The organism is Streptomyces sp. NPDC101160, from assembly GCF_044768205.1.
Classification (GTDB): domain Bacteria; phylum Actinomycetota; class Actinomycetes; order Streptomycetales; family Streptomycetaceae; genus Streptomyces.
The window spans coordinates 660620-685687 of the sequence record NZ_JBIWPJ010000003.1 but is presented as its reverse complement, the minus strand read 5'-3'; the positions used below and the strand labels follow the sequence as shown (position 1 = coordinate 685687).

General features: G+C 69.7%; 20 protein-coding genes and 2 pseudogenes. 12 read left to right on the top strand and 10 right to left on the bottom strand.

Annotated features, from left to right (window positions below; genetic code table 11):
• Positions 1–24: 24 nt before the first annotated feature.
• The 4 genes from ACIRSU_RS12625 (at position 25) to ACIRSU_RS12610 (ending at position 4057) form a co-directional block, all read left to right on the top strand.
• Positions 25–447 (top strand): MerR family transcriptional regulator, encoded by a 423-nt coding sequence (locus ACIRSU_RS12625; RefSeq protein WP_403791332.1) that lies wholly within the window; start codon positions 25–27, stop codon positions 445–447.
• Between the two features lie 459 nt (positions 448–906).
• Positions 907–1995, top strand: a complete 1089-nt coding sequence (locus ACIRSU_RS12620; RefSeq protein WP_403791503.1) for a YihY/virulence factor BrkB family protein — start codon at positions 907–909, stop codon at positions 1993–1995.
• A gap of 233 nt (positions 1996–2228) precedes the next feature.
• Positions 2229–2834 (top strand): DinB family protein, encoded by a 606-nt coding sequence (locus ACIRSU_RS12615; protein ID WP_403791330.1) that lies wholly within the window; start codon positions 2229–2231, stop codon positions 2832–2834.
• 299 nt (positions 2835–3133) lie between these two features.
• Positions 3134–4057 (top strand): serine hydrolase, encoded by a 924-nt coding sequence (locus ACIRSU_RS12610; RefSeq protein ID WP_403791328.1) that lies wholly within the window; start codon positions 3134–3136, stop codon positions 4055–4057.
• Positions 4058–4197: 140 nt separating this feature from the next.
• On the opposite strand, the gene ACIRSU_RS12605 is transcribed toward ACIRSU_RS12610, so the two are convergent.
• Complete coding sequence (locus tag ACIRSU_RS12605; RefSeq protein ID WP_403791326.1) at positions 4198–5076, bottom strand: helix-turn-helix transcriptional regulator; 879 nt, start codon at positions 5074–5076, stop codon at positions 4198–4200.
• Positions 5077–5251: 175 nt separating this feature from the next.
• On the opposite strand from ACIRSU_RS12605, the gene ACIRSU_RS12600 reads away from it, so the two are divergent.
• Both ACIRSU_RS12600 and ACIRSU_RS12595 read left to right on the top strand, forming a co-directional pair.
• Positions 5252–6028, top strand: a complete 777-nt coding sequence (locus ACIRSU_RS12600; protein ID WP_403791324.1) for an SDR family oxidoreductase — start codon at positions 5252–5254, stop codon at positions 6026–6028.
• Positions 6029–6277: 249 nt separating this feature from the next.
• The gene (locus tag ACIRSU_RS12595; RefSeq protein WP_403791322.1) at positions 6278–6916 is read left to right on the top strand and encodes a DUF998 domain-containing protein; all 639 of its coding nucleotides are present in this window, start codon (positions 6278–6280) and stop codon (positions 6914–6916) included.
• Between the two features lie 119 nt (positions 6917–7035).
• On the opposite strand, the gene ACIRSU_RS12590 is transcribed toward ACIRSU_RS12595, so the two are convergent.
• The 3 genes and pseudogenes from ACIRSU_RS12590 to ACIRSU_RS12580 form a co-directional block, all read right to left on the bottom strand.
• On the bottom strand, positions 7036–7746 hold the full coding sequence (locus tag ACIRSU_RS12590) for a hypothetical protein (protein WP_403791320.1): 711 nt from the start codon (positions 7744–7746) through the stop codon (positions 7036–7038).
• Complete coding sequence (locus ACIRSU_RS12585; RefSeq protein WP_403791318.1) at positions 7734–11606, bottom strand: hypothetical protein; 3873 nt, start codon at positions 11604–11606, stop codon at positions 7734–7736. The genes ACIRSU_RS12590 and ACIRSU_RS12585 overlap by 13 nt, the downstream gene beginning before the upstream one ends.
• 298 nt (positions 11607–11904) lie before the next feature.
• Positions 11905–12416, bottom strand: a pseudogene (locus tag ACIRSU_RS12580) (ATP-binding cassette domain-containing protein); the annotation flags it as partial.
• A 77-nt stretch (positions 12417–12493) separates the two neighbouring features.
• On the opposite strand from ACIRSU_RS12580, the gene ACIRSU_RS12575 reads away from it, so the two are divergent.
• Positions 12494–13024 carry a GNAT family N-acetyltransferase gene (locus ACIRSU_RS12575; RefSeq protein ID WP_403791316.1) on the top strand — a complete coding sequence of 177 codons (531 nt, stop codon included), beginning with the start codon at positions 12494–12496 and terminating at the stop codon, positions 13022–13024.
• A 130-nt stretch (positions 13025–13154) separates the two neighbouring features.
• Here ACIRSU_RS12575 and ACIRSU_RS12570 read toward each other — a convergent pair whose 3' ends face one another.
• Positions 13155–13595 (bottom strand): VOC family protein, encoded by a 441-nt coding sequence (locus tag ACIRSU_RS12570; RefSeq protein WP_403791314.1) that lies wholly within the window; start codon positions 13593–13595, stop codon positions 13155–13157.
• A 373-nt stretch (positions 13596–13968) separates the two neighbouring features.
• On the opposite strand from ACIRSU_RS12570, the gene ACIRSU_RS12565 reads away from it, so the two are divergent.
• Positions 13969–14742: a CHAP domain-containing protein gene (locus tag ACIRSU_RS12565; protein WP_403791312.1), complete on the top strand. Its 774-nt coding sequence runs from the start codon at positions 13969–13971 to the stop codon at positions 14740–14742.
• A 65-nt stretch (positions 14743–14807) separates the two neighbouring features.
• The gene (locus tag ACIRSU_RS12560; protein ID WP_403791310.1) at positions 14808–15848 is read left to right on the top strand and encodes an RICIN domain-containing protein; all 1041 of its coding nucleotides are present in this window, start codon (positions 14808–14810) and stop codon (positions 15846–15848) included.
• 171 nt (positions 15849–16019) lie between these two features.
• Here ACIRSU_RS12560 and ACIRSU_RS12555 read toward each other — a convergent pair whose 3' ends face one another.
• The 3 genes and pseudogenes from ACIRSU_RS12555 to ACIRSU_RS12545 all read right to left on the bottom strand — a co-directional run.
• Positions 16020–17297: an extracellular solute-binding protein gene (locus ACIRSU_RS12555; protein ID WP_403791308.1), complete on the bottom strand. Its 1278-nt coding sequence runs from the start codon at positions 17295–17297 to the stop codon at positions 16020–16022.
• A 252-nt stretch (positions 17298–17549) separates the two neighbouring features.
• Positions 17550–17831, bottom strand: coding sequence for a peptidase dimerization domain-containing protein (locus tag ACIRSU_RS12550; protein WP_403791306.1), 282 nt, complete (start codon positions 17829–17831; stop codon positions 17550–17552).
• Between the two features lie 117 nt (positions 17832–17948).
• Positions 17949–18416 (bottom strand): annotated as a pseudogene (locus ACIRSU_RS12545) (MFS transporter); the annotation flags it as partial.
• 214 nt (positions 18417–18630) lie between these two features.
• Here ACIRSU_RS12545 and ACIRSU_RS12540 point away from each other — a divergent pair.
• Positions 18631–19782 carry a tetratricopeptide repeat protein gene (locus tag ACIRSU_RS12540; RefSeq protein ID WP_403791305.1) on the top strand — a complete coding sequence of 384 codons (1152 nt, stop codon included), beginning with the start codon at positions 18631–18633 and terminating at the stop codon, positions 19780–19782.
• Between the two features lie 89 nt (positions 19783–19871).
• A complete protein-coding gene (locus ACIRSU_RS12535) occupies positions 19872–20924 on the top strand; it encodes a polyprenyl synthetase family protein (protein WP_403791303.1) in 1053 nt (350 codons plus the stop codon).
• A gap of 274 nt (positions 20925–21198) precedes the next feature.
• On the opposite strand, the gene ACIRSU_RS12530 is transcribed toward ACIRSU_RS12535, so the two are convergent.
• A complete protein-coding gene (locus ACIRSU_RS12530) occupies positions 21199–22881 on the bottom strand; it encodes a SpoIIE family protein phosphatase (RefSeq protein WP_403791301.1) in 1683 nt (560 codons plus the stop codon).
• 458 nt (positions 22882–23339) lie between these two features.
• Positions 23340–23801 (bottom strand): SDR family oxidoreductase, encoded by a 462-nt coding sequence (locus tag ACIRSU_RS12525; protein ID WP_403791299.1) that lies wholly within the window; start codon positions 23799–23801, stop codon positions 23340–23342.
• Between the two features lie 77 nt (positions 23802–23878).
• Here ACIRSU_RS12525 and ACIRSU_RS12520 point away from each other — a divergent pair, with 77 nt between their 5' ends.
• On the top strand, positions 23879–25027 hold the full coding sequence (locus tag ACIRSU_RS12520; RefSeq protein ID WP_403791297.1) for a hypothetical protein: 1149 nt from the start codon (positions 23879–23881) through the stop codon (positions 25025–25027).
• The last annotated feature ends 41 nt before the right edge of the window (positions 25028–25068 follow it).

Below are 25068 nucleotides of genomic sequence, written 5' to 3'. Positions count from 1 at the left end.
AGATCAAGTCCTAGACTGAGTGGCATGCCGACCGCCGAGGCCCCTGGGCAGCCACTGAGCATCGGTGAGGTGGCCGAGCGGACCGGACTCAGCGTGCACGCCCTGCGCTTCTACGAGCGCGAGGGCCTGCTGGTCGGACCGGTCCACCGCACGGCGGGCGGCCGACGGCAGTACACCGCCTTCAACGTGGACTGGCTGCTGATCTGCGTCCAGCTCCGGGAATCCGGCATGCCGCTCTCCGACCTCAAGCGGTTCGCCGAACTGGTGCGGCACGGCCCCGGCAACGAGGCGGAACGCCTGCGACTGCTCGACGCCCACCGACAGCGCGTCGACGCACAGATCCAGGCGCTGGAGGAGTGCCGTTCCGTCATCGCCTGGAAGGTCGGCGTCTATGCCGAGCACCTCGCTCGAGGCGAGGCTGGCGGGCTGTGGGACCCAACCGCCTGAGGCACGCATGGACAACCGTGCCGTGTGGGTCGCGCCGACGTCAGCGTGCCATCGCACAGGTCTGGGCCGACCGCCGCCATAGCGGCGTTCGGCCGAGCCGCCTGTCGTGCTTCCCGCTTCTTCCCTGTCCGCGGCGTGATCACCCCTTGCAGGTCCGCTCTCGGCGTCGGCAGGCCGAGCGACACGGCGCCGCCCAGGCCGCCGGCGAGTCGATTCGGTCGACGTGATTCGGCGCCATGGCCGCCCTGGCTGTCGGTGACCTTTTCGAACTCGCGCGAACGCACGCTTTCGGCTTCCCGTGCGTGAGCGACGCCAGGCTGATGTTCGCACCTGTCCCAGAACCGTCCGAATGGCCCGGTCAGGGCCTGCCGACTGGCGGCATCGGCGAACGACCGCATCGCTGTGATCGCTGCGTCCGTCCCGATGTTCATCGGCGCCATTTGCGGTTACTCGTACGGCATGGCACCGATATGGCAGCGTCAGCCAGATGACCAGAACCAGCACGAGCAGCGGCACCCCGGCGCCGGCCGTGAAGTGGACGACAGGCCTGGGGACGGAGCGGGGTCTGATCCGCAGGTGAAGCGGCGCGATACGCCGGATGAGCCCACGGATATGAGCAAGCGGTCCTGGGGGGCGGTGCTGAAGCGGACGGTGAAGGAGTTCAGGGCCGACGAGCTGGCCGACCGGGCGGCGGCGCTGACGTACTACGGGATCCTGGCGCTGTTTCCTGCCCTGCTGCTTCTGGTCTCACTGCTGGGCATCGCGGGGGATTCAGCGACGCGGAAGGTCTTGGACAATCTCACGAAGCTCACCCCAGCTGCGGCCCGCGACATCATCACCCATGCGGTGACCCAGCTGCAGTCCTCCGGCGGCACGAGCACCGTGACGGCCATCGTCGGCCTGGTGGTGGCTCTGTGGTCGGCCTCGGGTTATGTGGCCGCGTTCATTCGCACCTCGAACGCCGTCTACGACATTCCCGAGGGCCGCCCGGTCTGGAAGATCACGCCGCTGCGACTGGTCCTCACGCTGGTGCTGATGCTCCTGGCCTGCATCAGCGCGCTGCTCGTGGTGTTCACAGGCCCTCTCGCCCGGCAGCTCGGTACGGCCCTGGGCGTCGGAGACACAGCCTTGACGGTGTGGTCGATCGCCAAATGGCCGGTCCTGGTCGTGCTGGTCACCTTCATGATCGCGATTCTGTACTGGGCCTCTCCCAACGCACGGGGCCGCGGCTTCAAGTGGATCACGCCGGGCAGCTTCCTGGCGCTGGTGATCTGGATGATCGCCTCCGCGGGTTTCGCGTTCTACGTGGCGAACTTCGCCTCCTACAACAAGACCTACGGAACCCTCGCCGGAGTGATCATCTTCTTGGTCTGGCTCTGGATCACGAACCTGGCCATCCTGCTCGGCCTGGAATTCGACGCCGAGATGGCTCGCGAGCGCGCCATCATCGGGGGCCACCCCAGAGACCAAGAGCCCTATGTCGAGCCGCGCGACACACGCAAATGGACCGATGAGGAACGCAGGGACATGCGTGAGCACGGAACGTGAATGCCGATGCGCCGGATGCGGAAGCAGGGATCACGCGCCTCCTGGACGACCTCACCCAGCGAGCTACGGCGATGAGACACCCTCCGAGAGGTTGTCTCACGTGGCAAGCTTCGTGAGCTTCTCGTAGCCGTGAGTGTGGCGGCCTGGCCGGGCCCCCGGCTCTGCCGGTCGTTGCGGACCAGGTACGGGATGGATCTTGAGACCACGAGCGGCCCATGGCAGGCTCATGACGCATGATCGATGAATTCGCGAAGGGCAACCTGCACGGGAGACTGCGGCGGGACCGTGAGGCGCTGCTCTGGAAACTCGACGGCTTGTCCGAATACGACGTTCGCCGACCTTTGACGGCGACCGGGACCAACCTCCTCGGCCTGGTCAAGCACCTGGCGACCGTCGAGGCCAGGTACTTCGGCGAGGTCTTCGACCGTCCTTCTCCGGAACCGTTGCCCCGGTGGCAGGACTCCGACGGCAGCGATCAGTGGGCAGCCGAGGACGAGACACGCGACCAGATCATCGCGTTCTACCGGCGCACCTGGGAACACTCGGACGCGACGATCAACGAGCTGGCCCTCGACGCCCCCGGCCACGTGCCGTGGTGGCCGGAGCCCTGTCCCAACACGAACCTGTTCGCCGTCATGGTCCACGTCCTCAGCGAGTCCGTCCGGCATGCCGGGCACGCCGACATCCTGCGCGAGGGCCTCGACGGCCGGACCGGGTTGCGCGCCGAACACGAGAAGCCGATCGACGAGGAAGCCCGGGCCGCCTACCGCGCGAAGATCGAGCAGGCCGCCAGGTCGGCCGCACCAAGCAAGGTTGAGAGCTCGTCTCACGTGACGTGATGGTCGCGCGGCCTGGTGCCAGTCGCGGGTGCTGATGTATCGAGGCGCCTGGTTCCAGGTGAACCCTTCGTGCCGGCCGCCCCCGTTGTTGCCTCGTTCGCGCATCGCGCGGTCACGCACTCGCCATCCGCGGCCCGCCGACGACCGCTCCTGCGGCCTCGCCTTTCGCGGCGGCATCTCGCCCGCGGGGCGCCCGATCCCTCGGATCCGCTGGATTCGTACAACCATCCGCACGCTCAAGAGTCATGCAAGGCGAATGCGCCGTAGGCGTGTTCGTTTCGTTTCCAGGGGGGACCCACATGACTCACCACATATCCCTGCGCGCCCGCGTGCTTCCGGCCGTGGCTGCTGCCGGGATGCTCGTGCCCGTCGTCGCGGGCGCGGCGCCTGCTTCCGCCGCTACCGCGCCGCAGGTCAGCTGCACGTCCGGCAAGGCCGGGCTCGCGGCCAAGCTTCAGAGGGACATCACCGCAGCCCTCGCCACGCGCAGCGGTACCGTCGCCGTCGGCCTGCGCGACCGCACCACGAACACCACCTGCACCCTGCGCGCCACGACCTCGTACGACTCTGCCAGCGTCGTGAAGGTGACCGTCCTCGCCACGCTCCTGTGGGACGCCAAGAAGACCAACCGGTACCTGACCTCGCGCGAGTCCGACCTCGCCACCGCCATGATCACCAAGTCCGACAACGCGGCCACCACCTCCCTGTGGAACCAGCTCGGCGTCACCAAGGTGAAGGGCTTCCTGACGGCCGCCGGCATGACGCGGACGGTGCCGGGCTCCGGCGGCTACTGGGGACTCACCCAGATCAACATCACCGACGAGCAGCGGCTGCTCTCACTGATCACCGCCAAGAACAATGTCCTGAGCGACAACTCCCGCGCCTACATCCTCAAGCTCATGGGGCACGTCATCACCTCGCAGCGGTGGGGAACCCCCGCCGGCGCGCCCTCCTCCGTGTCCGTGCACGTCAAGAACGGCTGGCTGCAGCGCGCCACCCGTGGCTGGCGGGTACACAGCATCGGCACGTTCCAGGGCGGCGGCCACGACTACACCATCTCCGTACTCACCGACGGGAACAGCACCATGAGCTACGGGGTCAACACGATCCAGGCCGTGGCCAAGGTGGTCCACCGCGACCTGATCCCGACCGCGCCCACCGCGTCCCGTTACACACCGACCACCACGCCCAAGGAGGCATACGTCTCGGTGCCCCAGGACTGACGCCTGACCGCGTGCACCACCACGAAGTCCGGACAACCTCTTCCACGGCCTGGAGTACGTCAGGAAGCTGAGCGCCCAGGAGTCGGGCCTGGCAGCGCGGCGCGGCGACCCTTTCGCGGTCGGACGGATGGGGGGTGGTGTCAGCTGGGGCGCGGGGTGGCGGGTGCCGTGGTCTCGGGGGCGTTCCAGCTGGCCAGGATCTGCAGGGCCTGGGCGGTTTCGGAGTCTGGTTCGACGTTGTAGACGCACAGGGTCTGTTCCGGGTCGCCGGGGGCCTGGAAGGACTCGTAGGAGAAGTGCAGGTCTCCGACGAGGGGGTGGTGGTAGTGCTTGGCGCCGTGGGTGCGGCGCAGTACCCGGTGGTCGTTCCACCAGGCGGTGAACTCGGCGCACCGCAGGGTGAGTTCGCCGACGAGGTCGGCCAGCTGCCGGTCGTCGGGGTGGCGGCCTGCTTCCAGCCGGAGGATGGCCACGGTCTCCGAGGCGATGCGTTCCCAGTCGCCCACGCGCTCGCGGGCCAGGGGGTCGAGGAGGTAGTAGCGTGCCAGGTTGCGGCGGGTGGCGGGCAGGGCGTCGAAGTCGGTGAGTACGGCCCTGGCGAGCCGGTTGGAGGCCAGCACGTCGGTGCGCCGGCCCAGGATGAAGGCCGGTACGTGGTTGAGGGTCTCCAGCATCAGGTGCAGGCCCGGCCGGACCCGCTGGGCCCTGGCCGGCGCGCGGCGCGCGGTCTGGGCGCCGGTGCCGGACCGCAGAAGGTCGGTGAGGTGTTCGCGTTCGGTCTCGTCCAGTCGTAGCGCGCGGGCGATCGCTTCCACGACCTCGGTGGAGGGGTTGCCCGCCCGCCCTTGCTCCATACGCGTGTAGTACTCGGTACTGACGCCGGCCAAGCGGGCCGCCTCGTCCCTGCGCAGGCCGGGAACGCGGCGGACCCGTCCGTCAGAGGGCAGCCCGGCCTCTTCCGGGGTGATGCGCGCGCGCCGTGAGCGCAGGAAGCCGGAGATTTCCTTGGTGCGGTCCATGGCTCCAGTGTGAACACGTCAGCGATGCCGTGTCCGCTCCAGGGTGGCCCTGCGGGTACCTGTTCGGGCAGGGCCAGTCATGGCGTCCTGAGGGGCTCGTCCGGGTGGTGTGCTGGATGTGCGGCTGACAGAGCCGGCCGCGATCCCCTCCCCCATCCCTTGGAAGGTACGCAACATGTCCACGCACACCATGCCCCAGCCCCTGGCCGGTCGCGTCGCGGTCGTCACCGGCGCCTCCAGTGGCATCGGCGAGGCGTCCGCCGAGCAACTGGCGTCCCTGGGTGCCCGCGTCGTCGTCCTGGCGCGGCGCGCCGACCGGCTGGCCGACCTCGTCGCCCGTGTCGAGAAGAACGGCGGCGGCGCGGTGGCGATCGCTGCTGACGTGACCGACGCCGCCGCTGTGCAGCGCGCCGCCGACCGGGTGGCAGCCGAGTTCGGCGGCGCGGACCTGCTCCTGAACAACGCCGGCGTCATGCTGCCCGCTCCGATCGAGGAACTGGCGACGGACCAGTGGAAGCACCAGATCGACCTGAACATCACCGGTCTGATGAACGCGATCGGCGCCTTTACCCCGCAGCTGGTCAAGACCGCCGCCGAGCGCGGTGTGGCCGACCTGATCAACACCTCTTCGATCGCCGCGCAGAACATCTTCCCGAACTTCGCGGTCTACTCCGGCACGAAGGCGTACGTCACCCACCTCTCCCGACACCTCCGGGCCGAGCTCGGCGCGAAGAACGTGCGCGTCTCGGCGATCGAACCGGGCATCGTCGGCACCGAGCTGCAGAGCCACGTGACCGACCAGGGCGCCCGGGACTGGCTGAACGGCTCCAGGCAGACCATGGAGTGGCTCACGGCGCAGGACATCGCAGAGACCGTCGGCTTCATCGCCACACTGCCGCCGCGGGTGAACCTCCAGCAGGTCACCATCATGCCCACCGGCCAGGCCGGCTGACCGGCGGTTCGACGGCGCGGGGCCGCCCCGAGCAGGGGGCGGTCCCCGAGCGGGGTGCCGGCGGGGCCCGGCCGGCCGCAGTAGGGTCTGCCCCACCCTGTTCCAAGGGGGGTCTGCCCCACCCTGTTCCAGGGGGCTTGTCGGAGTGCCTGAGTCCGGCGCCGCATGATGGGCTGTCCGCACGTTGTTCGCGTGGCGGAAGGTGGACAGGTGAGAGTCCGGATCGGGTACTCGGCTTGGATCGTGGGCGTGGTGCAGTTCTTCGTCATCCACGGGATTGCCGAGTCGGCTTGGGCCAGACCGTACAGCTGGGCGGGGAACAACATCAGCGACTTGGGCAACGCTCACTGCGCTCTGCAGCCAGATCCTGAGCCGCGCTATATCTGTTCACCCGAGCACGGTCTGATGAATGTTTCGTTCGTCGCCCTGGGAGTGCTGCTCGTTGTCGGTGTCGCCCTGACCGGTGGTGCCCTTTGGCGCAGGGGACGGGCCGCTGCCGTGGCCCGTCTGCTGCTCGCCGGTGCCGGCGTGGGATTCGTCTTGGCCGGGCTGGCTCCGGCGGATGTCAACGAGAACCAGCATGTCCTGGGCGCCCTCTTCATCATGGCAGCGGGCAACATCGGTCTCGTGGTGGCCGGGTTCGGCCTGGCGGAACACGTACCGACCGCCCTGCGGTGGGGCAGCGGCCTGCTGGGAGTCACCGCGCTCACGGCCTTCGGGCTGTTCCTCTCCCACCACTACCTCGGTCTGGGCATGGGAGGTATGGAACGGGTCGCCGCTCTTCCTCTCCTGTTCTGGGCGCTTGCTGTCGGCGTTCGTGGCCTCATTCGGCGGGCGGGTCGTCTGCAGGAGGCGGTGCCGGCAGGGCGCCTCAGCCGCGCTGGTTGAGAGCTCTGGTCTGCCGTTCTTCCGATACGCGGTGATCACATAGCGAGTACGGCGTCCGGCCTCCGCAGTCGAGAGCTGCCAGTCCGCCCTGGCAGGCTCCCGGCACGGCTCCAACCCGTTCAAGCGGCCGCGAGACGAGCCGCTCGGTAGGTGATCGGTTCGGTGTCCAGTGCCTTCAGCGCGTCCAGGAACTGTTCGGTCGGCTCGGCAGCGGGATTCTCGACGGCTCTCACCAGCCAGCCGTCCCCGAGCGGCTGGGAAGCGTACGCGGGAAGGGCCGCGAGTCGATGGCGAACCTGATCGGTCAGCCCCTTGCCGGAGGCGCCGGAGACATAGGTCCACGGTCCGAACTCTTCCGGCAGGTTGGAGCCGGGCCGGAGGCGCGTGGACGGATAGATCTGCCCGTGACCGTCAAGATGCCACGCCGTGAGATGCACCAGGCCCGGGCTGAGGCCTGCCACGAGCTGTGTGGTCAGGGCGACGGCCATCTCCCATTCCAGCTGGAGGACGTCCCCGGGCTCGTCCAGGTGGACGGTCATGAAGACCGAGCCGATGCCATCCGGCTCGAAATCGCCGAGACTCACTTGAACCCAGGAGTTGAGTGCCGAGTGAGCAGGATGCGTGAGGGCGACCGTCATGGCCTCTCCCTCCCCGTTGAGGAAGCGCGTGCTCCGGGCACCTTTCGGCTGAAGGTCTTCGCCGGCGAACCGGCCCAGCGCGGCAACGGCTCTGCGCAGCACGGTGCTCTCGGTGTCATCGGACGCCTCCATCCGAAGGACCAGCTCGCTGCCCGCGGCGTACGCATCATCCATGGCCGTCACCCGTTCCATCTCACCTCGATGCCCATCTTCGCACCCACCTCCTTCGCGTCCTCGATGACCTCACGGAACGCTGCCTGCGAACGCGTGTCGAGGCCGCCGAACTCAGGCCAGTCGATGATGTGCGTGGTGTATTTTCCACGACCGCCTTCTATTTGACCGGTGAGCTGGGCCGTCAATTTGGTCACCAACTCGGCCCGGCGTTCGGTGCTGAGCTTGCCGGTCACGTGCTTGTACTCGATCATGACGTGTTGCGTCCGGCCGTCGGTGGTCATCCGGGCCGTGTAGTCGATGCGCTTCTTCCCGACCTTCACCTCGACGCCGGTGAGATCTCCGCCCTTCTGAAGGAAGTTCACGATGGCTTCCATCTGCTTGCGGATGCCCATGTTGAACGGCCGTTGCTTGTTGGCGCCGTTCTCCAGCTGGTTGGCGAGGCCGTCGGGATTGCCCTCGAGATCCGGCGCTTCGTCGAGCTTCAGCTTGTTCTGGTGGGTGGCGATCGCGGCGCGGTACGCCTTGATCACCTCCATGTCGGCCCGCAGGATGCCCGCGCCCTTCTGCACCAGTTCGTTCGGGTCGACGTGCACCATCGGGAAGCTGCGCTCGTCGGCCGATCCGAACCCGCCCGCGCGTTGAATCTGCAGGAACGAGTAGCTCTGCCCGAACAGGAACGTTCCGCTGTCCGGCCGTACGTCGTAGCCGAGCAGTCCCTTCGGTACATTGGCCACGGGCTTGCCGAGCCAGGGCTCGATGGAGTTCTTCTGTTCGAAGATGTCCTTGAGCAAGTCGGCAAGCTGCCTTTGTTCTCCGGAGAGCTCTGCCTGCTCCTCGGACATCTTCTGCTTGGCCGCCGCTTCCCCCTTCTCAGGCACGTGCACGGCGAGCTTCGCGATCTCGTTCGCCTGACCACCGGCGGTTGTCGCCAGCTGGAGCGCGGTCTGAGCCTTCTGCTTGACCTCGGGGCTGGTCTTCTCGTCGGCGATGACGCGTTTGAGATAGCCCACGACCGGCTGTTCCGTGCTGGCGACCATGAGCGTGGCCTTGCCGCCGGAGGCCACGACGAAGAGCCGGTGCGCGTGCCCGTCCGCGGAGAAGTTGACCGTTTCCCAGTCCGGTTTCAGGGTGTGGCCTTCGCCCGGCTGCTTTTGGTCCGGCCCGGCCGTGCTCTTGTCACCCTTGGCACCCTTTTCGCCCTTGGCGCCCTTGTCCCCCTTGAGCTTGGACTTGAGCTTCGCCCAGACCTTCTTGCCCACCGCGACGATCTTCCCGACGATCCAGTCGACGGCCTTCATCACCGGCTTGGACAGGGCCTGGAAGAAGCTCTTCACCTTGTTGGCGATGCCGCCGATGCCGAGGATCGCGGCGAGGGCGCCGATCAGGACCGGGATGGACTTGGCCAGGGCACCCTCGATGAGGGCGGGGACGCCGCCGGCGCCTCCGCCGGCGATGGCGATGACGGCGTCGAGGACGGCGTTGACGAATTCGATGATCTGGGCGCCGCGGTCGATGATGAACGTGACGATGTCAATGATCATCTTGCAGGCCTTGATGAACGCCGATGCCGGGTTCAACAGGCTGATGATCCACGTGATACCGGCGATCAGCACCGTGGGGATCAGATATTCGGAGATCTTGCCGAGCAGGTTTTCCTTGAGGTCGCCGACCTGTTCCTTGATCTCCTCCGTGACTCCGGCCACGCCCTGCGACTGCAGCTTGGCCACGAGCGGGACACCGGCCTCGACGGCGGCCATGGCCTGTTCCGGGATCCCGCGCTGGACGATCCGGCCGCGGATCGCGGACCAGGTCAGGCCGAGCAGTGAGGCGATCATGGACAGGATGCCGCGCAGGTCGAACTTGTCGGGCAGCTGGATACCGGCGTTGGCCATGCTGCCGAGCAGCCAGCCGATCAGCCCCTTCTTGAGATGGGTGCCGATGTTGGCGAGGAACGCTCTCAACCCGGCGCCGACGGCTGTGACGAGGTGGCCGAGGAACCCGACCGGGTCCTTCAGGATCGCCGTCACCGCGTGTGCGGCCTTGGCGAGGACCCCGAGCAGCAGGTCTTTGAGTTTGAGGATGGTGTCGATGACGCCCTTGACCGCGTTGACGGCCTTGGCGATCAGACCCTTGTTCTTCTCCTTCTCCGCCTCGATCTCCGCGTCGACGCTCTTGAGCGCCTCGTTGTATTTGGTGGCCAGTGTCTGCACCAGTTCCTGGCCTTTGGCGTCGACGTTGGCGGTCAGCTCGTCGAACTTTCCGGCGAATTCACCCGCCGCCTGTTTGCCGATGGCCTGCAGGTCGGCCGGGAGTTTCTGCACTTCGGCCTGCAACTGCTGACGGCCGCTCGCGATGCGCTGCTTCGCCCGGGTCAGCTCCCCGCCGATCACGTCCGCCACGGTCGAGATGACGTTCTGCATCCGGGCCACATAGCCCTGCCGGGCAGTCACGAAGATCTGGTTCGCCTCGTCCGGCAGACCGGCGAACTTGTCCTTCACCCATCGCAGCTTGCCCGTGAACCCGGAATAGCGTTTGTGCTTGTACTCGTCCATCCGCCGCTTGTGCTCAGCGGTGAACGCGTCCCGGGCCGCCTTCTCCCCGCTTGTGAAGGCGTCGTCGACTTTCTTGTCCAACCCGGTGAGGATGGACTCGACGTCCTTCTGAGTGGCGTCGAACACCGCCTGCAACTTCGCCGTGACCTGCGCGCGCTGCTGCTCGTCCTTGCCCTGCGCGCCCTGCTGGCCCTTCGCTACCGCCGCGTTGGCGGCGGACTTCTGCCCGCGCATCGCCTCGATCGAGGAGGCCGCACCGGCCTGCGCCCCTGCTTTTGCCTGGGTCAAGGTCTGGTTCTCCGCCGCCCGGATCTGCCCGGGCGCGGTGGCGGCGTGCTGTTCACCGGCCTTCTTCTCCTTGAGCGCGCCGGTGAACTCGGGCTCGTTGGACCTGGCGAGTTGGTCTTCGGTGACCTGGGCGTCGGCCATCTGCTGGTCGACCTGCTTCGGCCCCGCCGAGAGGTCGGTCGCCGCCGGCGGAGCCTTGTCCGGGACCGCGTTGGCCGGGTCGGGGGTGCCCGGGTTCACCGGGGCGGGCTCCTGGGCGAGCGGGGTGACCGGCTTCTCCTTGGCCTGGCTGGTGTCCGGCGCGGCCTTGGTGGTGGTCTCGATCTGCCTGGCTGACTGCTCCTTGCCTTGACCGACCTGGCCTTGGACCTGGCCCTTGACGGCGTCGGCCTTACCGGAGCTGCCGAACTTGTCCGCCTCGTCGAGGTTCTTGGGCGCTTGTTCCGCGATCGCTTTGTTGACCGCGGCGATGAACGCGGCCTTGTCGAAGGTGCCGGGTTGGGCGGCGTTCATCTTCTCCGCGTTGGCGGCTTTGCCCTGAGCCTCCTTGTCGTCGGCGGGCGGCTTGGCGGCGGCCTGGGCGGCGTCGGCCTTCGACGCGGGCGGGGGGTGCGCGGCCAGGGCCTTCTGCTTCCCTCGGACATCGGACTTGAGGGCGTTGAACTTGGGAGTTGAGGCTGCGGGCGGACGCGCATAACGCTGCACCGTCGCGGTGGGGTCCGACGGTTCAGGGGGCTCGGCCACGAGGAGGCTGTCCAGCGGAGGACGGGCCGGAGGTGCCAGCTCTTGGGGTTCGGCGGCCGGGGGCTTGGCTTCGGTGGCCGGTTTTTCTGCGGCGCGTCGCTGAGCGATCATCCCGGCCAGGGCGCGGTTGCCCGCACCGGCCTGGATGAGCTGGGCGGTACGCGCGCTGAGTGGCCGTACCGCCGGCGCCGGTCGCGTCGTCGCCGGAGACTCGGCCACCTGGTCGCCGTCCGGCCGGACCCGGTGTTCCGGCGAGCGCTCCGGTTCCTTCTGCTCGTGAGCCGCCTCTCGCATACGAAGCCCCTCGCTGCCCGGAGTCCGCGCCAACCTCCAGCGTGGGCCCGGCGTGGTGCGAGGCGGCAGTCCCAGGCGAGCGTTCACCGAGGCAGCCGCTGTTGCCCCTTCGGGCAAGCGGATACCGCGTTGACGTCGGCGACCCAGCCGCCGCCGCAGTGGTGACAACGTGAACGAGCTCGAGCTCTCGGTACGAGCGGACGCGGCCGGGGCCGCACTCGCCCAAAAAGACCACTTGTGCGGGCCGCCCCGACCACCTGCGCGGCCCGACCCGTCAGCCGGCCGGCCCGGCCTTCCCTTACCTCGCGGCGGGGTGCCTCGTCCGTACGCTCCATCGTCCGTCGACCCGGGTGAGCCGGACCGGATGGTCGAAACAGGCGCTGACCTGGTCGCCGGTCAGGACCTCCTCGGCCGGTCCGGCCGCCAGGCAACGGCCGTCACGCAGCAGCATCGCGTGAGTCGTCCCGGGCGGAAGCTCCTCCAAGTGATGGGTGACGAGCACGGAAGCCAGCCGGGGACGGCTGTGGGCGAGCAGGTCCAGACGGTCGATGAGCTGCTCTCTGCCCGCGATGTCCAGGCCGGTCGCGGGCTCGTCGAGCAGGAGCAGTCGCGGTCTGGGCATCAGGGAGCGGGCGATGAGGGCGCGGTGCGCTGTCCCTGGGACAGCACCGGCCAGCGCGCTTCGCGCCGGTCGCCGAGCCCGAGCAGCCCGATGAGCTCCTCGGCCCTGGCGGTCTCGTCGTCGCCCGGCGACCACCGGGGCACCCGCTCGACGCTGTTCGTCAGGCCGGTCAGCACCACGTCCCGTAAGGGGTTACCCGGGCCACCCAGGGTTCTCGGGCGATATTCGCTCGTCGTTGCTCGCGGATGCTGGTCATACTGCCGCAATGGACCCGGTGACGATGGAGACCGACCGTCTGCTGCTGCGAGCCTTCACCTCTGCCGACGTGGATGCGGTCCACGAAGCCTGCCAGGACGAAGACATCCAGTTCTATACGCCGGTGCCGGTGCCGTTCCGTCGCGCGGACGCGGAGAAGCTCGTCGGCGAGACGCTGCCCGCCCAGTGGGCCGAGGACAAGGACTACACGCTCGGCGCGTTCCGCAAGGACACCGGCGCCCTGGTCGGCTCGTACTGCCTGACCCTCATCAGTCGTGGCGTCTGGGAACTCGGCTACTGGGCGGTCAAGGAACAGCGCGCCCAGGGCTTCTCGGTGGAGGCGGCGCGGGCGCTGTGCGACTGGGGCTGGGCCACCCTCGACGTGCACCGCATCGAATGGTGGGCCATGGCCGGGAACGCAGGGTCGCGTGCCGTCGCCGAGAAACTCGGCTTCACTGTCGAAGGGACTCTGCGCAATCGTGGCATCGCCAACGACGGCAAGCCGCACGACTGGTGGGTGGGTGGACTGCTGAGGCCCTGATGCTTGAGTCGGTGCGGCATCGGCTGCGTGACCGACTTGGGCACGTCGGTGTCGACGCTGTTTCTCGGCCTGGGTCGATACGTGTCGTGCGACGCGGCGGGCGTTCGTCGTCGGTGCCCTCAAGCGTCCGTCAGCCGATCTGTTCGGCCAGGGCGACGATGATGCCTGAGGGGCCGCGGAGGTAGCAGAGGCGATAGATGTCCTTGTACTGCGCTACCTCCCCGAGGAGTTCGGCACCATGGGAGCGGAGGCGGGCGATGGTGTCGTCGATGTCGTCGACGGCGAACATCACCCGGTGCAGGCCCAGTGTGTTCGGCGGCGGGTTGTGCGATCCGTCGCGGATCGCCGCGGGGTTGTGGTACTGCGCGAGCTCCAGCTTGCCGTGGCCGTCCGGGGTCCGCATCATCGCCATGTCGCTGCGGACATTGTCGAGTCCGACGGCCTGGTCCGCGAAGAGGCCCTCGATCTGCGCCCTGCCTTCGACCTCCATGCCCAGTTCGGTGAAGAAGGCGACGGCGGCGTCGAGGTCTTCGACGATGATGCCGACGTTGTCCATCCGCTGAAGCGTCATGACGGTTCTCCCCTGGCGTTGCGCGGCTCCTTTGAATCCACCGGTATACCGAGGACGGAGCCAGCGGCGTGGTCTCGACACCCATAAAACGGGTGAGTAGTTTCCGCGGGCTTGCTTCCGCCCGCGCCCTCGCGCTGTCGCTCGGCCCGGCGCGATCCCCTCGGAACCGGCGCCGGCCCGCGGTTGCCCCCGCTGCCGCCTCGTCATCCGTGGCCCGGACAAGTCTCTGACCAGGCCGGACACGTCAGTGATGTCCCGGACGCGTCCCGGACGCGTCCATCCATTGTTCGCTCTGAACAGCCCGGCCAGCCTTTCGGTCTGTCAGCCGGAACCCGTCTCGGGCCCGGCACCGATGGACGGAAGGAAGCAAGAGATGTCTGCGATGAAGACGGCGAAGACCACGGTCGTCGCGGGGGCCGCTCTGGCCTTGAGCCTGGGGAGCCTCGTCATGGCCGGCCCGGCGCAAGCGGCGGCCGGCCCGGCGCGGGCGGCGGCCGCACCGGGGAGCCTGATTGCCCAGCAGGCGCTGGGCCAGTACACGAGCGGCAACGCCGAGGTGCAGAAGCGGAAGTACGAGGGCGACGCCCGCGACGGCGACAGCGAGCGGAACAACTGCAACTTCTACACCGGCTTCTGGACGGCCCGGGCCAACCTCCGCTGGGACCACACGAGCGCCCCGCGAACCGGGACGATCAACAACCACCAGGCTTGTGGGAGCAGCAAGGGCTACATGTACGTCAAGGTCGACGGCGCCTGGAAGAAGACGTGGACGACGGTCAAGTGGACCTCGCGTGCCTGGTGCGCGGATTTCGCCAAGTACACCTGGTACTGGGGCAAGGCCGACGTCACCGGTCTGAGCGCGGCCGCCGACTCCTTCCGTACGTACGGCAGGTCCAACGGGACCTGGCACGCCAAGGGGCAGGTGGTGGCGGGCAGGTACAAGCCGAAGCCCGGTGACGTCGTGTCCTACGACAACAACGGCGACGGCCGGGCCGACCACGTCGGTGTGGTGACCTCGTACAACTCCTCCCGGAAGGTCTACAACTCGGTGGAGGGCAACACCTCGCTCGAACAGCTCACCTACAAGAAGACGCAGTCCGCCACGGCGGGCAGGGTCCTCGGATACACCTCGCCGAAGGCGCGATAGCGTCCGGTGCACGTTGTCCGGAAAGGGTTTTGATCCATGACAGGCCCACAACAACCATGGGCCTCATGGACCAGAGAGCGCTCGCCTTGCAGGAGTTGGGGACCGCGGCGGACCTGAACGCGGAACTGCGCGAGCTCAAGGCGCGCTCCCGGCTGACGTACCGGCAGCTCGAGGAGCGCGCCGCCCGGCATGGCGAGCTTCTGCCGCGCAGCACGCTGGCCGACGTGCTGCGCCACGGCTCGGTGCCACGGCAAGAGCTGCTGGCGGCGTTCGTGCGCGCGTGCGGGGAGGGCGATTACGTGGACGACTGGCTGGCCGCCCGGCAGCGGGCCGCCGAAGCCGCGGCCGAGGCGCAGGCGCAGGTACCGGGCTCAGGGGCCTCAGGAAGCGTGGGGCACTCGACGGGCAGTCTGTCTGCCGTGACGGAACGGGGCTCGCTGCGGCGGCTGAAGGGCGCCCGCCGTACGCGCGTCGCCGCCGTGTCACTCCTCGCCGTCGCACTGATCATCGGCGTCACCTGGTCCCTGTGGGGCTCCGGCGGCTCGGGGAAGCCGGCGGACCCGGCCGGATCCGTGTCCACGTCCATCTCCGGGTCGACGTCCGTGCGGCCGCCGCACGGGCACGTCCTGCTTCGGCCGCTCAGCTCCCCGGGCCTGTGCGTCACTGACGGGCAGGTACCGGACGGACGGTACGGCTCCCTTGTCGCCGTGCAGCGCCCCTGCAATGAGACGGCGCCACAGACCACCACCCTGGATCCGGCGGGCAAGGACGCCTACCGCATCTCCTGGTACCGCCCTGACCAGGGAAAGGGCTGCCTGAAGGCCCTCACGTCCGGGCCCGGCAAGGGCCTGCTCGAACCGTGGGAGGCATGCGAGCGGACTACTTCCTTCCGATTCGTCCCCACCCGGTCTGGCGCGTCCGGGACCGGCGCGTCCCAACAGGCCGGAACGTCCGAGGAGACCGTTGGCCAGACCTATCTGATCCAGATCGCCGACGGGACCTGTCTGGGCATCAGGGCGGCGAGCACCGCAGCGGGTACGGAAGCCGTCGCCGAACCCTGCAAGGGCACGGACTCCCAGCTCTTCATCATCGAAACCGTGCCATGAGCCGTGAACCCACCCCCGCGCCGTAGCCGACTGCCCGGTGGCCGGTGGACGGCGGCCGGTGCCGGGAGAGTCGTCGCCCCGCGTGCCTTGTGGGCACGTCGCGAGCGACGGAAGAAGTGTCCGGTGGGACGGAAGGTGAGAGGACGCGGTCGTTGTCCGAGACTCCGGGGGCTACTTCTGCTGCGCCGCGTCGCGGGCCTGCTGGGCGATGTCCTCCAGCACGGCCTTGGGGTCGGCGGTGGGCTCGACGGCCTTGCCGATGTTGCGCTTGATGGTGTTGCTGACCTTCAGCCAGGACGGTTCGTTGACGGGGTAGAGCTCGGCGCTGCGCAGCGCGGTCAGGAACTGCTCGGTGCTCGGGTCGGTTCCCCCGTTCTGCGAGTTCTGGGTGGCGGTCACCGTCGAGGGCAGGAGGTGGTAGCGCCCGGCGAACTCGGTGAGGTTCTTGTCCTCGTAGACGAAGTCGAGGAAGGCCCCGACCAGTTCGCGGTTGTCGTCGTGCTTGAAGGCCATCATCCAGTCGGCGACGCCCACCGACGGCGGTGTCTCCCCGTCGCTCAGGGTGTCCGAGACCGGCATGGTCAGGGTGCCGACCTTCATGCCCTTCGCGCGCGCCTCGTGGAGGAGGGAGGGGTAGCCGTTGACCATGCCGACGTCACCGCGCAGGAAGGCGGCGAAGGCGTCCTGCCGGTTGAGCTCGGCCGGCGGGACGGGGCCGGTCAGTCCCGGCGTGACGAGGTTGTCCTTGAGCCAGCGGAAGGTCTGCGTGTTGCGCTCGGACGCGATGCTGTAGGCGCCGGTGGTGTCGGTGTACCCGCCGCCGTTGCTCACTTCCCAGATCAGGGCTTCGGCGTGCGCCTCCTCGGGCCCGAGCGGCAGCGCGTACGGGTAGAGCACGCCCTCCTTCTTCAGTGCCTCGGCCGCGTCCTTGAGGTCCGACCAGGTCTTCGGCGGCTTCGCCCCGGCCTTGTCGAACAGGTCCTTGTTGTAGAACAGCAGGCGGCTGCTGGCGACGAACGGCAGACCGTAGAGGGTGTAGTGGATCGAGCCCGCGTCCGCGAGCGGCGGCAGGAAATTGGCCTCCGAGCTGATCGACAACACGTCGTCGGCCGCGTAGAGGCGGCCCTGTGCGGCGAAGTCGGAGTAGGCACCCATCAAGGCCACATCCGGGGCCTTGTTCTCCTGGACCATGCGCGTCACCTCACGGTCGACGTCGGCCCACGGATAGAGCGTCACTTCGATCTTTGTGCCGGGGTGGGCAGCGGTGAACGCGGCGGTCAGTTTGTCCCAGTATGCCTTGGAGCTGGTGCCCGGACTGTCGCCGTACTCGGGAGCCACCAGGCGCAGCGTCGTCCCGCCGCTCCCGGACGCGCCACACGCGGTGACGAGGGAGCCCAGCAGTCCGAACGCGGCCACGGAGGCGGTCAGGCCGAAAAGTCTCGGTCGCACGGATCTTTCCTTTGAAATTTCTGGACAGTGCGACGGGATTCTCCCCCGGTCAGGGGCCTGAACGGCCCTTTGGCGGACAGGTGTGGGGATAGCTCCAATCTGGCCTGTTCCGGATCGTGCCTTCCCATATGGAGGCGCTGATTCCGACGCGCGTAGAACCCTCCACCCCGTCCAAAACCACTCCGACAAGGAACATTGACCGGCGACGGCAGAGCACTGACCGGGGCGGCCACCCTGGGATCGCCCGCGCCCTCAGGACTCGTCGGCCCCCTTCTCCCTCCCTCCTCCCGTCCCCAGCCACGCCCCGGCCGCCGTGAGCAGGGCGGTCACGCCGATGGGGATCGTCGGGCCGGGGACGGGGGCGAACTCGGGATCCTTGGGCGCGCCGGAGGCCGCGGCCTCCGCGCGGACGATGCGCTCGACGGCAGCGGGCACCCGCTCGCGTACGGCGGGGGTGGTCGAGCGGATGGTGACGCGCAGCTCGGCGGTGTCCGGGATGACGTTCTCCTCCGTCCCGGCGTGCAGCGGGCCCACGGTGACGACCGCCGTCTGCGAGGCCGGTGGCGGTGGACGCGTACGGCAGTGCCGTCTCCTCCTTGACGGGCAAGGCGTCCATGTCGGCGCGCAGCGGGTGGACGGTCGCGTCGGGGGTCATGCGGTTTCCTTTGCGGTGAGTGAGGGGGCGGGCGCGCGGTCGGCGGCGGCACGGGAGGCGTCCGCGTCCTGCGGGGTCAGACAGGCCGTGGCGGCGGCGATCACCGCGCCGAGCACCAGGAAGCCGAAGGCGACCTGGGAGGAGAAGGCGTCGGCGAGCGGGCCCATGACGGGCGGCGTGATCATCCCGGCGACCTGGCCGCCGAGGATGACGACGGCGCTGCCCACGCCCACATGCTCCGGAGCGAGTCCGGCCGGCGGGACAGCGAAGATCGGCATGTACGCCATGGAGGCCGCGAAGACGGCGAGGGTGCCGAAGACGACGAAGCCGGGGACGGACTGCGAGCTCGCCATCAGGAGCAGCGCGACGGCGGCGACGGCCATGCCGGGGACGACGACGACCGTCCGGTGGCGTCCGCCGAGCCGGTCGGAGAGCCTGCCGCCCAGGACAGTGGCGAGGGCGGGGACGGCGAGGAGGGCTCCGGCCGAGCGGACGGTGCCACGTCACCAGGTCCTGGGGTCCGTCTCGTTGAGGACCTTCCGTCGGCCGCGTAGCACTTGAGGATGACCCGCCGCCCATACGCAGATGGACTTTCCGGCCGATACGGAACCCGGCACCGCCGACACCGTCTCCACCCTCGCGTCGGCTTGATCGTCGGGCCGACGGGAGGAGGTTGTGATGGCAGGTCAGGTGCGTGAGGCGAGGCGGGCGAAGGCGTCCGCGCCGGAGTATCAGGGAACGCTCGGGTCGCTGTCGGTGAACGCCTCGCTGCCCGAGGTGCTCGCCCGGGGCATCGAGGAACTCCGGGCGGCGGAACGGGCCGGGGACCTGCGGGAGATGGCGCGGTGCGGGCTGGCCGTGGCGGAGGCGTGCCGCAGGCTCGGGCGGATCGCGGAGGCCGACCGGGCGTGGAAGGCGAGCTATCGGGCGGCGCGTTCGGCCGGCCACGAGGGGGCGATGGCGTGGGCGCTGTGGAGTGGCGGCACGCTGGCCCGGCAGCGCGGTGCGTTCCGGCTGGCGTACCGGCTCCTGCGGCTCGCGGCCGAGGCGGGCGAGCGGGGCGGGGACGTCGTCGTGCGGGGCTACTCGCTGGCGGGGCTCGCTGAGACCGGGCGCATACAGGGCGATTACGAGGCCGTGGGCCGGCTCCACGAGCAGCTGCTCGCCGAGGCCCGCCGCCGCGGCGAGGCCCGGCACACGGTGTGGGCGCTGGAGGGCATCGCGCAGATGCACCGCAACACGGGCTCGTACGACAAGGCCCTGGCCCTGTTCGAGGAGGCGGCCGAGACGGCGTCGCGTGCCGAGGACCGGCGCGGCTGGGCGTGGGCCCTGCGGGGCATCGCCGACGTCGTGTCCGTACGCGACGGGGACGTGGACCGCGCTCTGTCGCTGCTCTCGCAGGCGGAGGAGGCCTGCCGGGAGATACGCCTCTCCAGCGCGCTCGCGTACAACCACAAGATGCGGGGCAACGTCCTGTACCGGGCCGGCCGTTACGAGCAGGCCCGCGAGCTGTACGCGCAGGCGCTGGAAGAGTTCCGCGAGATGGAGGAGCCGCGCGGGACGGCACTGTCCAGGCTGGGTCTGGTGAAGGCCGAGGCCCGCCTGGGCCGCGAGGCCGCGCACACCGCCGCGGAACTGGCCGAACTGCGCTCGACGCTGGACCGGATCGGACTGCGGCACGCCCGGGACATGGTGGACAAGGCCGCGGCCGAGCTCGGGGTCGGGCCGCTACCGGACCAGGCCGATGAGGGGGCGGGGGCGGCGGAGCCGGTGCTGCCGACGGTCGGGGCGGAGGCCCTGCGGGCGGCGGACGTGGAGGGGCTGCGATGAACGCCCTGCCGAAGCCGTCGTCGCCGGCCCGTGCACGCGTAGGCGCACCTGCCGGGTCGTCCGCCGCCGGTCCCGCGGGCGCCGCGCTGATGAGCCCGCCCCGCGCTCACCACCCCTCGCCGTCCGCCGTCCTGGACCGTTGCCGCGCACTGGTCCGGCCGGCGCTGACGGAGGCGGTGGGAAGGTTGCACCCCTGGACCGGTGAGATGGCGGCGTACGCACTGGGCTGGTCCGACACGTCAGGGACGCCGGCCCCGGGCGGATCAGAGGGCAAGGGAGTGCGGCAGGCCCTGGCCGTGCTCGGAGCAGAGGCCGTCGGAGCCGACGGCGCCGACGCCGTCCCGGGAGCCGTGGCCGTCGAACTCGTCCACACCTTCTCGCTGCTCCACGACGACATCATGGACGCCGACGCACTGCGCCGGCAGCGTCCGGCGGTCTGGAAGGCGTACGGCACGGGCCCGGCCGTTCTCGCCGGCGACGCGCTCCTCGCCCAGGCCGTGTCGACCCTGGCCGAGGCCCGGAGCCGGCACACGGGAGCCGCGGTCCGGTGCCTCTGCAGGATTCTGAACACACTGGTGACCGGCCAGGCGCAGGACCTGCGCTTCGAGGACCGTCCGTGGTACGGGCCCGGAGCGGTGAGCCCGGACGAGTACCGTTCGATGGCCGACCAGAAGACGGGCGCTCTGCTGGGCTGCGCGCTCGCGCTCGGCGCGATCCTGGGCGGCGCCCCCGACCACACCGTGACCGCGCTCGACCGGGCCGGGCGCCATCTCGGCCTCGCCTTCCAGGCGGTGGACGACATCCTCGGCATCTGGGGCAACCCGGCCGTGACCGGCAAGCCCGTCCACGCGGACCTGCTCCGGGGCAAGAAAACGTACCCGGTCCTCTCGGCTCTGGCCGGAGGAAACGAGGCCGCACACGAACTCGCGGCGTTCCTCACGTCCACCGGGCGGATGGACGACGACGAGGCCGCCCACGTCGCAGCGCTGGTGGAGAAGGCCGGCGGCCGGTCGGCAACCCGCGACGAGGCGCGCCGCCACCTGGACACCGCCCTCTGCGCCCTGCGCGACACACCGCTGACGTCCCCGGCTGTACAGCAACTGGAGCCGCTGTTCACGCACTTGCTCGCCCGAACCTGGTGACCTGACCCGCGGCCTGCGTGCAGGCGTGCCGCGCTGAACCTGGCGACCTGACCCGCGGCCTGCGCGCAGGCGCGCCCCCCGTGCCCCGGCCGCTCGATGACCGCGGCGTCCACCACCCGAGGTGGCCGGCCTCCGCCGTGCGGCCACCGGCCGTGGTGAACGGCCTGGTCGCCCGGTCCCGTCGTCTGGCGCCACCGTCTCGCGACCCGACGCGGTCAGAGGCCCGTCGCGTGGCGACCGACGTCAGGTACCCGTCGCGTCTCGACCGACGCGGTCAGGTGCCCGTCGCGTGGCGGATCGCCAGGAGGGCGACGTCGTCGTCGTTGTCCACGGGGCGCGCGCGGGCGAGGAGTTGGTCCGTAAAGGACTCCAGGGGGCGGTGGGCCAGGGAGGCGGCGTGGCGGCGGAGGTTCGTCAGGCCGTCGGCGAGGCTGTGGCCCGGGGACTCGATCAGGCCGTCGGTGTAGAGAAGGAGGGTCGCGCCCGGCGGGAACTCGGTCGTCGCGTCGGGGCGGTCCTCGTCCGGGGCGACGCCGAGGAGGATTCCGTGGCCCTCGGTGAGGTAACGGGCGACGCCCTCGTGGGTGACGAGGAGCGGCGGCGGGTGGCCGGCGTTGGTCCAGGAGAGCTCGCAGTGATTCTTCCGCTGCGTCATGCGGACGAAGACGAGAGTGGCCATGGAGACTTCGGCGACGTCCAGGACGGCCCGGTCGAGCCACTCGACGATCCTGCTCGGCGGCTTCTCCTGGGACAGCGCGTAGGCGCGCAGCATGTTGCGCAGCTGTGCCATGCCGGCCGCGGCGTCCAGGTCGTGCCCCACGACGTCGCCGATGACGAGGGCCGTCGCGCCGTCCCTCAGGGTGAACGCGTCGTACCAGTCTCCGCCCACCTGGGAGGCGTCCGGCGCGGGCAGGTAGCGGGCCGTCATGGTGCGGCCCGGTGTGTAGGGCAGCTTCGGAAGGAGATGACGCTGCATGGTCTCGGCGACCTTGCGCTGCCGCTCGTAGAGACGGGCGTTCTCCAGTGCGAAGCCGGCGCGGCGGGCGATGTCCTCCAGGAGGACGGTGTCGGCCGCGGTGAAACGCCGGGGCTGGTCCGCGCGGCCCAGAGTAAGGGCGCCGAGCACGTCGTGCAGGCTGCGGAGCGGGACCATGACCGCCGAGTGCATGCCGGTCGCCTTGAACAGGCGCTGCTGCTCGACCGCGATGCCGGAGTCGGGCGGCCCGTGGTACGTCTCGGGGCCGGCGAGGGAGGACGCCACGCCGCGCAGGGCTCGGGACAGCGGCATGGAGGACTCCTGCGGCACCGGCGGCATCGGCCCCTGGAGGTCCTCGCGGAAGGTCACGCCGCCGTTCTGGGCCTGGGCGACGGCGAAGCGCTGCACCTCGTCCCGCTCGCCGATCAGGTCGATGACCGCCCAGTCGGCGAGCCGGGGCACGACGAGGTTGATCAGGCGACGCAGTGCTTCGTGGATGTCGAGGGTGGAGGTGAGCAGGGTGGTCGTCTCGGCGAGCAGGGCGAGTCGTTCCAGTTCGGAGAGCCCCGTACCGGCGAGGGCCCGCCGCGCGGGCCGGTCGGCGGGCCCGGCGGAGTGGAAGAGGACGAGCGTGCCGGTCGGCCGGGGGTCGATGCGGCAGGGGGTGGCCAGCCACGACACCGGCAGCAGAGTGCCGTCGCCGCGTTCGAGCCACTCGCCCTCGCCCTGCTCCGTGCGTCCGTCGAGGACGCTCTCCCGCATCCGGCACTGGGCCCGCGGTACGGGGTCCCCCGACCTGGTGCGGTGCAGCAGGTCGTGCGCGTCCTGGTCCACCAGGTCGGCGGCGGCGCGACCGAGCAGTTTCTCGCCCTGGCTGTTCACGGCCACGATCCGGCCTTGCTCGTCCACCAGGTAGGCGCCCGAGCCGAAGCCGTCCAAGGTCGTGGTCACGGCGTCCCGCGAACCGCCGGAGCCCGTCATGGCCTGCGCCTTCCGTCGTCGGGCCTGTCTTACCCCCTGCGAGTGCCCGCTGGGCACCGGGTGATGCCCGTGGGCGGCCCCGGCGCACGCGTGTGCCGACCCGGCTCGGCCCCCGGCGCACGCGTGTGTGCCGACCCGGCTCGGCGGAGTCACTCGGCGAGGGAGCGGCACAGTGGGTGGTGGCCGTGTTCCGTTGCGTGGGACGCCGACGACCCTGCAGTTCGGAACGGCTTTCGCCAAACTGCTGATGGCCTCGACCGGCGTGCCGGCCATCACCTTCCTCCGGAACGTCTTCTCCACGCTCGTCCTGTGGGCGGTCACGAGGGCCGGCATCAGTCGGTACTCGGCACGCCAGTGGAAGTAGGCCGCGATGCTTGGCGTCGTCACGGCGTGCATACCGGAGCTGCAACCATGAAAACCCGCGCGTTGTCGAAGCGGTCGGCCGGGCGTCCGTTGCGTCAGGCCTGGCGCCAGGAGCCGTCCTGGAGGTGCGAGCCGGCCATCGGGCCCATCCGCGGCATCCCGCCGTCGACGGCCCAGGACGCGCCGGTGACGTACGAGGCGTCCGGCCCGGCCAGGAAGTCGATCACGGCTGCCACCTCGCGCGCGTCCCCCGGCCGCCCCAGCGGAACACCCGGACGCCGTTGCGTGGTGGCCGTGCCGGTGCCGGCATTGTTGACCAGAACGTCCACGCGGCCGAGCCGGTCGGCGAGCACGTCGACGACCTCGACGGCGTCCGGCAGCCGGGTCAGGTCCGCGTGCTCGACGAAGGCCTGCCGGCCGTGGGCCCGTACCTCGCGCGCAGTGTCCTCGGCTCCCTGCAGATCGCGATGCCAGGTGATCGGCGTACGAGCGAGTGCCACAACCGTTCGTACGCGAGGAAGGGTGCTCGCGGGATGGTCCGGAATTCGGTCACCCATGGCGTGGACGGGGTATCGCCCGCTGCCCGGGCCGCAGACCATACTGGTCTGGCCCTGCTCACCCACCGAACGGTTCCATGGCCAAGAACAGCACTCCACCGACCACCGTCCCCGACACCACGTGGCTCGGACGTGGACGTCACCTCGGGCCCGAGCCCGAGCGGGACGTCCGGCGCAACCTGATCGCCCTCAAGGCCGCCGGGGTGATCGACGACTTCCTGGACCTCGACCCCGTCGAGGCGGCCCGGTCCACCGACCTCTACCCCCGGGACGAGTCCGCCGACCCCGGCCCGCTGGCCCGTCGCGTCTTCGAGGCTCGCTGGCGCGTGGCCGACGAGGTCACCGTGCGCGGGCAACTGACCACGTACGAGCCCGAGTCCCGACGTATGAAGAGCGAGGGCGTCACCTGGGTCCTGGCCGCCGAGGCGGCACGGGCCTGGGAAACGGGCTGGCCCTCACCCGCCACCGTCTTCTGGCCCGACAGCGACCAGGTCGCATGGGATCACGACACAGTGCCGGGCGTACGCCTGCGCACGGCGAACCCGCTGCCGAAGGACGACGACGAGCTCCGCCGCCGGCTGCGGGACTGCACCCGGCACAGCTGGTTCGTCCATGTCGTGGTGCACGAGGCGATGACACCGGACGCGCTGGGGCTCCGGCCGGTCACGGCGTTCCTGCCGCCGAGCCTGCGCCACCGGGTGGTCGAGCACCGGGCCGCACCGGAGCAGGCGCTGACCGCCGACTTCGTGATGAAACGCGAGCTGGGAGTCGGGATACCGCGGGGCGGCGCCGTCGTCCTGCCCACGACACCGCAGGTTCCGGACTACGACGCGGAGCGCTTCACCGTACGCAACGTCTTCCTGGACGGTACACAGCCAACCGAACTCCTCGACAAGATCGTGGAATTCGCCGCGCTTCCGCAGCCGATGCCGGCTGACGCCGAACAGGCCGTGACACGACTGCGCCAAGGCTGGCACCTGTACACGCCGGACGAGGAACTCGTCCACGCGCGGGCCATGGTCACCCGGTACGCCAAGGCGCTCGAAGCCATGACGGCATCCTGCGACCTCTACCGGGAAGCAGCCGAGTCGGCGCTCGCGGCACTCGCCGAGGCGACCAGCGGTGCCGACGCGCCCCAGACGTCCACACCTGCGGTCAAACAGAACACCTCACCGCTCAAGTCCCTCACCAGGACACTCGCCCAATTCCGGAACCCGAACCGTTGAACACCCTTCGATGCCACAACCTGGCCGCGGTCGCGCGCCGT

Coding starts and splice junctions, on each gene's coding strand:
- ACIRSU_RS12520 (WP_403791297.1), top strand. CDS start 23,879: ATGGCCAAGAACAGCACTCCACCGACCACCGTCCCCGACACCACGTGG.
- ACIRSU_RS12570 (WP_403791314.1), bottom strand. CDS start 13,595: ATGACGCTTCAGCGGATGGACAACGTCGGCATCATCGTCGAAGACCTC.
- ACIRSU_RS12530 (WP_403791301.1), bottom strand. CDS start 22,881: ATGACGGGCTCCGGCGGTTCGCGGGACGCCGTGACCACGACCTTGGAC.
- ACIRSU_RS12620 (WP_403791503.1), top strand. CDS start 907: ATGGCACCGATATGGCAGCGTCAGCCAGATGACCAGAACCAGCACGAG.
- ACIRSU_RS12535 (WP_403791303.1), top strand. CDS start 19,872: ATGAGCCCGCCCCGCGCTCACCACCCCTCGCCGTCCGCCGTCCTGGAC.
- ACIRSU_RS12575 (WP_403791316.1), top strand. CDS start 12,494: ATGGACCCGGTGACGATGGAGACCGACCGTCTGCTGCTGCGAGCCTTC.
- ACIRSU_RS12605 (WP_403791326.1), bottom strand. CDS start 5,076: ATGGACCGCACCAAGGAAATCTCCGGCTTCCTGCGCTCACGGCGCGCG.
- ACIRSU_RS12565 (WP_403791312.1), top strand. CDS start 13,969: ATGTCTGCGATGAAGACGGCGAAGACCACGGTCGTCGCGGGGGCCGCT.
- ACIRSU_RS12610 (WP_403791328.1), top strand. CDS start 3,134: ATGACTCACCACATATCCCTGCGCGCCCGCGTGCTTCCGGCCGTGGCT.
- ACIRSU_RS12560 (WP_403791310.1), top strand. CDS start 14,808: ATGGACCAGAGAGCGCTCGCCTTGCAGGAGTTGGGGACCGCGGCGGAC.
- ACIRSU_RS12590 (WP_403791320.1), bottom strand. CDS start 7,746: ATGGAACGGGTGACGGCCATGGATGATGCGTACGCCGCGGGCAGCGAG.
- ACIRSU_RS12540 (WP_403791305.1), top strand. CDS start 18,631: ATGGCAGGTCAGGTGCGTGAGGCGAGGCGGGCGAAGGCGTCCGCGCCG.
- ACIRSU_RS12625 (WP_403791332.1), top strand. CDS start 25: ATGCCGACCGCCGAGGCCCCTGGGCAGCCACTGAGCATCGGTGAGGTG.
- ACIRSU_RS12525 (WP_403791299.1), bottom strand. CDS start 23,801: ATGGGTGACCGAATTCCGGACCATCCCGCGAGCACCCTTCCTCGCGTA.
- ACIRSU_RS12615 (WP_403791330.1), top strand. CDS start 2,229: ATGATCGATGAATTCGCGAAGGGCAACCTGCACGGGAGACTGCGGCGG.
- ACIRSU_RS12600 (WP_403791324.1), top strand. CDS start 5,252: ATGTCCACGCACACCATGCCCCAGCCCCTGGCCGGTCGCGTCGCGGTC.
- ACIRSU_RS12585 (WP_403791318.1), bottom strand. CDS start 11,606: ATGCGAGAGGCGGCTCACGAGCAGAAGGAACCGGAGCGCTCGCCGGAA.